The organism is Pedobacter sp., from assembly GCF_035317785.1.
In the GTDB taxonomy this organism is placed as follows: Bacteria; Bacteroidota; Bacteroidia; order Sphingobacteriales; family Sphingobacteriaceae; genus Pedobacter.
The window spans coordinates 1-10,133 of record NZ_DATHGC010000238.1 but is presented as its reverse complement, the minus strand read 5'-3'; the positions used below and the strand labels follow the sequence as shown (position 1 = coordinate 10,133).

The window sequence follows — 10,133 nt, the reverse complement described above, 5'->3', positions numbered from 1 at the left end:
AGGCGTAAAAGTATCTGCACCAGTCAGTTTAAGACCATCAGCCGCTTTTTTCAAACGTTCCAGTAAGCTCGCATAGATTGTGTTCTCGTCATCAAATTCAATAATCGGCGTATTGGTCATCATGGCCTGGCTGTAGGGGATCGGGCCATAAATACCGACCAGATAAGAATAGGCATAGCATTCCCAGATTTCGGCAATCTGTATGCGGTTGGCATACTGAGGATTGTCTTTATACCTTTTTTTTAGCTGGTTGATGTTGCCCAGGACGTTCACATACATCTGTTGCCAGTTGGTATCGTCGCCGGAGCCATATCTTGCGGTCCCTCCGTCTATCGCAAAGAAGTTGGAATAAGTCCAGAAAAAAAGGTAGTTGTTCCGTTCCATCTGATCCACCGTCGCTTTGGCCACGCCGGTAAATATCGCTTCAGCATCCGGAGAATTGAACTGGTTCGGGTTTTTATTGGTCTCTTCAAAGTTCTTGGTACAGGACTGAAATGTCCCGGCCAGGATTACGCTTAGTATATATAATATCTTTTTCATGTCTTTTAGAATGAGATTTTAAAATCAAAACCATAAGTGGCGTAGGGAAGTGAGCCTCCCATTTCGATACCCTGCGCGTTACCCGATGAGTTTGCTGATTCCGGGTCTATGCCATTAGGAGTATTTTTATAAATGGTCCAGAGATTTCTTCCGACCAGTGACAACTTGGCATTCTGGAACGGGGTTTTACTCAGCCATTTGTTGGGCAGGGTATATCCAAAGATCACCTGATTGAGCTTTACATAGGAAGCATCAAAAGTGTTGTCGTGCATATTAAAATCCATATACTGCCAGTATCCCTGTGGCTGTACATTAAAATCTGCCCGCTGTCCGGGGACCATCCGCCCATTGGCATCCAGCACCACCTTACCGCTGGCGTCCAGCAGCGGATAAAAACCTTCAAATTTGACGCCTTTTAGCCGCTCAGCATCCGGATAAGGTAAATTGTTCAGCTGGGTGGTACCCTTCATTTCATTACCTGATTCACCCAGAATGATGTTACTGAACAGGTATTCATCCCTGCCCATGAGGCTGGCAACTGTATTTCCGGCCACGTTTGCTTTGTGATTTCCGACTGAATAGATATCCCCGCCTTTTTTTATCGCGATGTTGAAATTGAGGTCAAAGTTTTTATACTTGAATGTCGAGCCAATTGAGCCCAGCCAGTCCGGCAGGAAGTTCCCTAAGTACACATTCTGATCATAATAAGGCTGACCGCTATCCGTTTTAATGATTACTTCTCCCGTACTTGCCCTGTACTGGTCATTACCCCTTATAGAACCGATCGGCTTGCCAACATCAGCATTCACAGACATCTGAAACCAGCCTCCGAGCTGAAACCTGTTGATTCCCGGTGATAGCGAAACGACCTTATTGCGGTTGACCGACCAGTTGGCGTTGACATCCCAGGAGAAATCTTTGGTGGAGACCGCGGTTCCCGAAACCGTAAATTCCAATCCTCTGTTTTGGATCTCGCCGGCATTTACAACGGCCCTGGTATAGCCCGTTTCCACAGGTACTGCTGCCTCAAAAATCTGGTTTACCGAAGAAGAGCGGTAAGCAGTAGCATCAAAGGTAAGCCGTCCGTTGAAGAACTTCAGATCTATTCCCAGCTCTGCTGAAGTGGTTTCCTCCGGCTTCAGGTTGGGGTCTTTTAGTTTGGTGTCCATAGCGACCCAGGAGTTGCCCAGGAAATTTCCTCCATAGTTGAATGCGGAGTTCAGGTTATTTGGACTTGTGGCATTACCTACCTTGGCTATCGAGGCCCTGAACTTTCCAAAGGTTAAAATCTCTTTAGGCACTTTAAACAACTCAGACAACACTAAACTTCCACTTACCGAAGGATAGAAAAATGACCAGTTTGATCTTGGAAGAGTGGAAGACCAGTCATTTCTGCCTGTTACATCCACAAATAAATAATCGTTATAGCCAAACGTCGCAGTACCGAAAACGGAATTGACGATGTACCTGTCCAGTTGCTCGGAGGCCAGCGGGGTTACCGAGGTGTTGCTGATGCTGATCATGTCATGCACCGCAAGCGCGGTACTTCTTGCCTCGGTCCTGTAGTTTTTACCAGTCCGGATGTTGCCGCCCAAGTTTGCAGAAACAGAAAACTTGGAGATCTTTTTAGCATACATCAATAAGCCTTCTGTGTTCCAGTTTTGATTGTTCTGGGTAAACTCAGAATAAGACCCCGTTTTGGAAATCGCACCTCCTTTTTCCGTAAAGGTATAGCCGGTCCCAAAATTCATATCCGAAGCAATCTGAGACCTGAACTTTAAATCTTTGGTGATGCCCAGAGTGGCAGTTACTCCGCCTATTAAGCGATTTTTCCGGTCATTGTTTGAATTTTCATTAATCGACCAGTATGGATTTTCGTATCCGCCCCTGTTGGTATAGGCAAACGAATTTCCGTTCGCATCTTCCCATGGACTCAGGTCTGAAGGGCTTACGCTCCTGATCATAAAAATATAAGCGTTCATCGGACTATTGCTGTCCATGTTCCGGTATGTCCTGTTTTGAACGTCTTCATTTGCGTATTGCAAACGGGTTTCCACTTTAAGGTAGGGCTTAAAATTCTTTGAAGCGTTGAGCGCAAAATTGTGCTTGTTAACAATGTTTTGCTTTTGGAGCACATCATTCCCATCTGTAAAAGTATAGGACATCCGTATGGATGAGGTCTCATCAGCTTTACTCAGTGCAATGTTCTGTGTGCCCGTTAGTGTAGAATGATAAAGATCTTTAACGTTGTCAGGCTGAGGGACGTAACCGCGCACTACTCCAGCATAACTGGCATAGGGCTGTCCAAGCAGGGGGGCTCCCCATGAACGGTCGGTTTTTCCCATAATGTATACACCCAGGGCCGGGTCGATATTGTTCAGGTCCTGAACATACCTTCCGGCGTTGCCCTCTCCATAAACATTTTGATAGGCAGGGAGCTCGGTAATGGCACTTGCCATAAAGTTTGAGTTTACACTGATGCCAAAATTTTTACCCGCCTTCCCTTTTTTGGTAGTGACCAATATGGCACCATTGGCGGCCATCGAACCGTACAATGCCGCAGCATTTGGCCCCTTGAGTACCTCCATACTTTCGATGTCATCCGGGTTCAGCACGCTGGCCCCGCTTCCATAATCCAGGTTTCCACGCTGGCCGGACGAGTTGTCTATCGGTATACCGTCCACAACCCAAAGCGGTTCATTGTTTCCTGTCAGGGAATTGACCCCACGCAGTACTACCCGGGTAGAGCCTGTGGGTTGTCCGCTAGTCGTGATCTGAAGACCAGCGACCTTTCCGCTCAGCATATTGATGATGTTCGGATCCCTGGCCTCGGTCATTTCGCCCACATCCACTTTCTGCCTGGCATAGCCCAGGGATTTCGATTCCCTTGAAATCCCCAAAGCGGTCACGACCACCTCGTTGAGGCTGGAAGCATCCTGCAGTAAATTAATGGTCAGGTTTTGTTTGCCGTCAACTGATATGGTCTGAGGCTTATAACCGATGTAAGCAACGATCAGAACAGCGGAACTAGTGTTGGGCACACTGATGCTAAACGCTCCGTCTCCGTCGGTGGCTACCCTGGTTGTTGATTCTTTCAGGGAAACAGATGCTCCCGGCAGACCTTTACCGGTTTCATCCAGAACTCTTCCCTTTATGATGTTCTGTGCATAAGCCGGAAAGGCCATACAGCAAGCCATCATAAGCATGAGTAAGGTTGATTTCATATTCGTTTGTATTTGGTTTAATTGCTATTCGCAGAACCAAAATTGGCCTGCTGCGATTAAAAAAAACATAACAAACGATTAATGAACCGCCATAAGTGCTCATTTTATCAATAAATATTTAAACTATCCTGAGATTAAGCAGTCTGCGCTCAGATATCGTTCAGATTGGAGCCGAGTACATCACTAAAGCGCTTTGTAAAGTCATCGCCATAAAGGAGTTTGTACTCCTTGCAAAAATTCTCATAGGTATTCCTGGATTGAGAATGCTTGCCCAGGTGTACCAACGCCTTGCATTTGACCGTCATTGCCTCTTCGTTGACAGAATCAAAGTAGAAGACATAATTGGCCACTTCAATCAGGAGCTCGGGATCTTCCTGGATCTGGACAGACCGGGCAAAATGGAGATAGGCATCGATAATCTCATTGGATATTTCCGATTTGAACGGATCCATCCATTCGTAAGCCGTTGTCGAAAGAAAGCTTCCTCTTTTTATAATCCTGACCAGTTTTCCGATCCTATCCCTGCTGATTTCCTTTTTAGAATTGACAATGTTAAAATATTCCTGGTAATCCACATAGGCGGCCTTGTCCTTGAAATTGATGCGCCAGTACCCCGTCTCCATAGATATTTCGCAATCATCGACCTTCTCCAGAATACTTTTCAGCTTGGCTATATTTACTGACCTGTTATTTCTCGCGCTTTCTACAGACTTGTCCATCCAGAGCAGCTCTTTTAATTTATCCGAGCTGATGCCCCGCTCCCACCTGATGGTATACAGGAGTATGACCAGGAAAAGTTCTCTGATCAGCGGGGTAAATTGCTTGGTGATCTCCGTTCCGGAACGGTCAAAGACCTGCATGTCCCCAAAAAGGAAAACAGAATTTCTATGTACAGCCGGTAAATCCGCAACAGCTGGCTCCGTTTGCCCGGGCACCCTGACATCTCCTGGAGGCAGGATCACTGCAGCCGGTTTAAGCCGTCTGTACAACAACACCACAATGCCAATGAGCAGCAAAGCCAATGCTGCGATATATAAATAGCCAAAACTTTTGGCGGGCATTTCGGCCACAAGATGCGCAATTGGAGCGCTATAAAGACTGTAAATGCTGTAATTGGTCCTGCCCTTATCATCGGTAAACAAGGTCACGGCCAGAAAGCGCTTGCTTTCCGGACAGTAATAGAGGTCCGCAAAAGAGCTGATGTCATGAAACAAATAGGGTATCTGGCTGCCCAGTCTTTTAAACTCTGGTTTGTCCAGTGAACCCTCAACCAGCTGAATATTTGACTTGTACTTGTGCTTTGGAAATACAAGTCCATAATAGGTTTTTTCTTTTTCGTTGACGACTAGCGAATTCGCGAATACAAAATCCTCTCCGGTGATCTTCAGGTCATATATCTTTCTGATGGTGTTTTTGCCAGCATCAAAATACAACAGGTCATATAAATTCCTGGGGTTCAGCATTTGCTGTCCGGTAGAACTGCCATAGCCACCAAGCAGATAGGCGCCATGACCGGAACTTCCCAGCGCAGCAAGATAGCGGGGAACAAGTGTATCTCCGGAAACCTTTATTTTCTGCCAGGAATCCGTTGGAAAATGATAGCGTTCGATCTGGTTCTTATAGACGAAATGACCATAACCGCCAAAAATGTACAACGATGTATCTTCCGGCAAATAAAACTTGTTCAAATGCCAGAAATAGGTGACCTCAGTAACCGCAAAATTCTTCGACCAGCTCCTTTTTACGGTATCAAAAAGACTTACTTTCCGCTGATCATAATAGAAATTGATCAATTTGCCCTTTTCATTGTCGTACAGGGATTGATTTCCCCGCATCAGGTTCTGTCTGCCGGAGGTGTATTTCACAGTATCAAGTCGCTCGGCTTTGACCCGGTACCTCACCAGGGAATCAGGCCCAACTATAAACAAAATCTCCTCTTTTTTATCAAAGGCGATGCTGAGCTGCCCCTCCATATACCCGGCACCAACCAGTTGCCAGTCGTAATGCAGCTTTTTGATCCACAAAGGATTCAACACTGAAGCAGATTGCCCGTTTATTTTTTCAGTTGCCTCCGAACCCTGAAATTCATCAAGAGGCCACAAGTATTTTTTTGTGCCCTGTTCATAAATACCGATATTTCTTATCTTCATCGGCGGCACGTCATTGGTTTTAAAACCAAGATATTCATTGGTTCCAAATAGCACCTTAAAACAATCCTTCCTTTTTACATCGATCCGGGTTGAAGCGGTATAAGTTCCTGAAGAAACCCGCAGCGTTTTGCGTTCAAAATCAAAACTGAACTTTACCTTATTCCAGTTCCTGAACAGGACATCTTTAGAGATGTTAAAAGCGATGTTGGAAAACCGGTCGCCGATAATGATTTTAAAATGCTGTTTTTCTTCCAGCTTTTTGTCATAAATAAAATCAATGTTCTGATTGTTGCTGCCTACAAACCGGGCAATATAACCAAAATAATCACTGCGTCCCGGAAGGAACGACAGGTCAAATTCAATCTCAAAACCTTTCTCAAAGCACAAAGTTTTACCAGGGCTCAGGTCCAGTCCCGTTCTCTGGTCCTGAACCACTTCATGACTATAAAAGCCCAGGCCATAAGACTGCCCGGACGCCCTGCCAAATGTGATTAAGGATAAAAGAAGTATAACAGACAGAATGTGTCTCATTTTATGTACCGGTCGCGATTGGTTAATTGGCACTAAGATATAAAAAGTCCGGCATTGTGTTTCATCTGAGTTGGCCCATAACCTTAAAATTCGGGATTGCGGAACCTCAGCGCACAATAACAATTATTAGCCGCTTCAAATTAAGCACCCAACAAAAAAACGAATGTACTAAGAGCAGGCATAGGATTTGTCCTTCTTCAGGACAAGGTCCAGCCTGCGAATAGTATATCCGTTTTTTTCCCTTAAGCGAGATACAAACTAATCCACTACCGCCCTGAACATCAGCGCAGCTGCAGTCAGATTAGTCCTGCTGTCAATCAATATCGCAGCACCATTGGCTTTATTTTCAGTATACAGATCAAACGCAAGCGCATCCGCAGTTTTCAATACCACACGGCCAATGTCGTTGAGTTTAAAATCAAACGCATCCTGTTTTTCCAAAGTGTTGATGTCGACTTTATAGACGATCTCCCGGATCTTACATTTGGTTATCTTGCTGTTATGCTGCAATAAATAAGTAATGCTTTCATCCAGCGGGCGGGCATCCATCCAGCACACATCAGCCTCTATCAGCTGAGAGTTCAAAGGAAGGTGATCAGAGTTCACCAGTACATCACCCCTGCTGATGTCAATATTGTCTTTCAAATGGAGCGTAACCGACTGACCTGCATGCGCTTCCGCAGGGTGCTGGTCAAAGATCTCGATACGGTCAATCACCGAGCTCGTACCTGACGGCAAAACCGTAACCCGGTCATTTACATTGAATGAACCGCTAAGGATCCTTCCGGCATATCCGCGGTAATCGTGCAGCTCGTCTGTTTGCGGCCTCACCACCCATTGCACCGGCATACGGGCAAGGTTATACCTGGGTCCTGATTCCACATCTACAGTCTCCAGAAAATGCAACAAACTGCGTCCCTTATACCAGGGCATGTGTTCAGATTCATTCACCACATTATCTCCTTTCAAAGCACTAACCGGTATAAAGGTTACATCTTTCAAATTCAGATCAGCAGCAAGTGCTTTATATTTATCAGTGATGGCAGTATACACCGTCTCACTGTAATCCACCATATCCATTTTATTCAAACATACCACCACATGCTCCAAACCCAGTAGCGATACCAGGTAAGAATGCCTGATGGTCTGTTCAACCACACCATTTCGGGCATCGATCAATAAGATAGCCAGCTTCGCTGTAGAAGCACCCGTCACCATATTACGGGTATACTGGATATGTCCCGGGGTATCAGCAATGATAAATTTGCGCTTATCCGTCTGGAAATACTTGTAAGCCACATCGATCGTAATTCCCTGCTCACGCTCCGCCCTCAGGCCATCCGTTAAAATCGCCAGATCGATAGACCCATCATCATTCTTGCGGTTGCTGGACTGCAAAGCCTCCAGCTGATCCGCCAAAATAGAATCCGTATCGTACAACAACCTGCCTATCAGCGTACTCTTGCCATCATCAACACTTCCGGCAGTAAAAAATTTAAGTATATTCATTAAAAGTATCCTCCTTTTTTGCGGTCTTCCATAGCAGCTTCCGAAACTTTATCGTCCATGCGGGCTCCGCGTTCACTAATTTTTGATGCGCTGATCTCAGCGATAATGTCATCCAGCTGATCAGCATCCGATTCAACCGCAGCAGTACAGCTCATGTCCCCCACTGTGCGGAACCTTACCATTTTATGTTCTACGATGTCCTCATCATCCATGTTCAAGAATGGAGATGCCGCCATCAGCTGTCCGTTACGGGTGATCACATCCCGGTTGTGTGCAAAATAGATAGAAGGCAATTCAATTTTTTCCCTCTTGATGTAGTTCCAAACGTCCAGTTCCGTCCAGTTGCTGATCGGGAATACCCGCACGTTTTCACCTTTATGGATCTTACCGTTGTAGATGTTCCAAAGCTCAGGTCGCTGGCGTTTAGGATCCCACTGTCCGAATTCATCCCTTACAGAAAAGATCCGCTCCTTGGCGCGTGCTTTTTCCTCATCTCTGCGGGCACCTCCAATACAGGCATCAAATTTATGCAGCGCAATCGTATCCAACAAAGTCACCGTCTGCAAAGCATTTCTACTCGCATTTTTGCCAGTTTGCTCCACCACCTTGCCCTGATCAATAGAATCCTGAACATGACCTATGATCAGTTTTTCACCGATACGCGCCACCATCTTATCCCTGTAAGTGATGGTTTCCTCAAAATTGTGCCCGGTATCAATGTGTACCAAAGGAAAAGGAAATTTACCAGGTCTGAATGCCTTTTCAGCAAGCCTTACCAAAGTGATCGAATCTTTACCACCCGAAAACAACAGGGCCGGTTTTTCAAACTGCCCCGCTACCTCACGCATAATGTGAATCGCCTCGGCCTCTAATTCGTCTAAATAATCTAAATTATACTTACTCATTTTCTGTTTTGCAATTACGTTGTGGCATGTAAACCACATTCCTTTTTCGACTGATCTTCCCACCACCAGCGGCCCGCCCTGAAGTCTTCACCTTCCCTCACTGCCCTGGTGCAAGGCGCACATCCAATACTTGGAAAACCCTTGTCATGTAATGTATTGTAAACGATATTGTTCTTTTTAATGTAAGCCTTCACTTCATCCAGCGACCAGTAGAAGATCGGGTGAAACTTGACCATCTGATTTTGCTCATCCCATTCCAGATCCGTCATATCATGCCGGTTCAGGGATTGTTCTGACCTGATGCCTGTGACCCAAAGCTTATTACCGTTCAAAGCTCTTTTTAACGGCTCAACCTTACGGATCCCACAGCATTCCTTCCTGTTTTCCACAGACTCATAAAAACTGCTCGGGCCTTTTTTGTTGACCATAGCCTGTACCGCCTCCGCCTGCGGGAAATAAGCTTTGATCGGTTTGTTATAAATTTCAAGCGTCCGGTTCCAAACATAGTAAGTTTCCGGAAACAACCTTCCTGTTTCGAGTGTAAAAACCTCAATAGGAATATCATTTGCAAAGATCATGTGTGTGATCACCTGATCCTCCCAGCCAAAACTTGTTGAAAAAACGATCTGTCCAGGGTATTGGGCTGCGAAATGTTTTAACGCATCAACCGGGTCAAGTCCTCTTATTTTTTCTGCTATTTCTTCCAATTTCTCCTTCATGACTATATTATTTTGAGGATAAAGTTTATAATACTGCGCAGGCTCACCAAAATTACGAGAATACCTACTGAAACCATAATGGTTTTCGCAGAGATCTTATTGGACACCTTCGCAGCTATCGGCGACGCCAGCGCACTGCCGATCACCAGACCTGCTACCGCTTCCCAGTGTGCGCCGTTCAGCATGGTGATGAAGGTCAGTGAGCTCATCAGCGCCACAAAAAACCGGGTGATCTTTACCGTTCCCAGAGAGAACCTGGCATTTCTGCCCCCGGCGATCAGGCTTGACAATACAATAGAACCCCAGCCACCGCCACCTACAGCATCTACAAAACCACCAAACAATCCCAGTAAAGAGATCTTCTTGATCTTTCCGTTCTTGCCGGTTCTTTTTACTTTAGACTGGTAAGCTTTGGAAAGGATCACAAAACCCAGTATCAATGTATATAAAGACACCACAGGCTTGGTATATGCGCTATAATGCTCCAGCGATGACAATAAATAAGCTCCGGTAACCGCACCCGCGATACCCGGGATGAGCAGCAACCTGAACAGC

General features: G+C 45.6%; 7 protein-coding genes. All 7 read right to left on the bottom strand.

Annotated features, from left to right (window positions below; genetic code table 11):
* Positions 1–540: SusD/RagB family nutrient-binding outer membrane lipoprotein (locus VK541_RS14530; protein ID WP_324371040.1), on the bottom strand; the 540-nt coding region annotated here is incomplete at its 3' end.
* Between the two features lie 5 nt (positions 541–545).
* Positions 546–3,764, bottom strand: a complete 3,219-nt coding sequence (locus VK541_RS14525; RefSeq protein WP_324371039.1) for a SusC/RagA family TonB-linked outer membrane protein — start codon at positions 3,762–3,764, stop codon at positions 546–548.
* Between the two features lie 149 nt (positions 3,765–3,913).
* Entirely contained in the window at positions 3,914–6,445 is a 2,532-nt protein-coding gene (locus VK541_RS14520; protein ID WP_324371038.1) for a galactose oxidase, read from the bottom strand.
* A gap of 258 nt (positions 6,446–6,703) precedes the next feature.
* The gene (locus VK541_RS14515; protein WP_324371037.1) at positions 6,704–7,954 is read right to left on the bottom strand and encodes a sulfate adenylyltransferase subunit 1; all 1,251 of its coding nucleotides are present in this window, start codon (positions 7,952–7,954) and stop codon (positions 6,704–6,706) included.
* Complete coding sequence (gene cysD, locus VK541_RS14510; RefSeq protein WP_324371036.1) at positions 7,954–8,859, bottom strand: sulfate adenylyltransferase subunit CysD; 906 nt, start codon at positions 8,857–8,859, stop codon at positions 7,954–7,956. The genes VK541_RS14515 and cysD overlap by 1 nt, the downstream gene beginning before the upstream one ends.
* Positions 8,860–8,873: 14 nt before the next feature.
* Positions 8,874–9,578, bottom strand: coding sequence for a phosphoadenylyl-sulfate reductase (locus VK541_RS14505; RefSeq protein ID WP_324371035.1), 705 nt, complete (start codon positions 9,576–9,578; stop codon positions 8,874–8,876).
* Between the two features lie 2 nt (positions 9,579–9,580).
* Positions 9,581–10,133: sulfite exporter TauE/SafE family protein (locus VK541_RS14500; RefSeq protein ID WP_324371034.1), on the bottom strand; the 553-nt coding region annotated here is incomplete at its 5' end.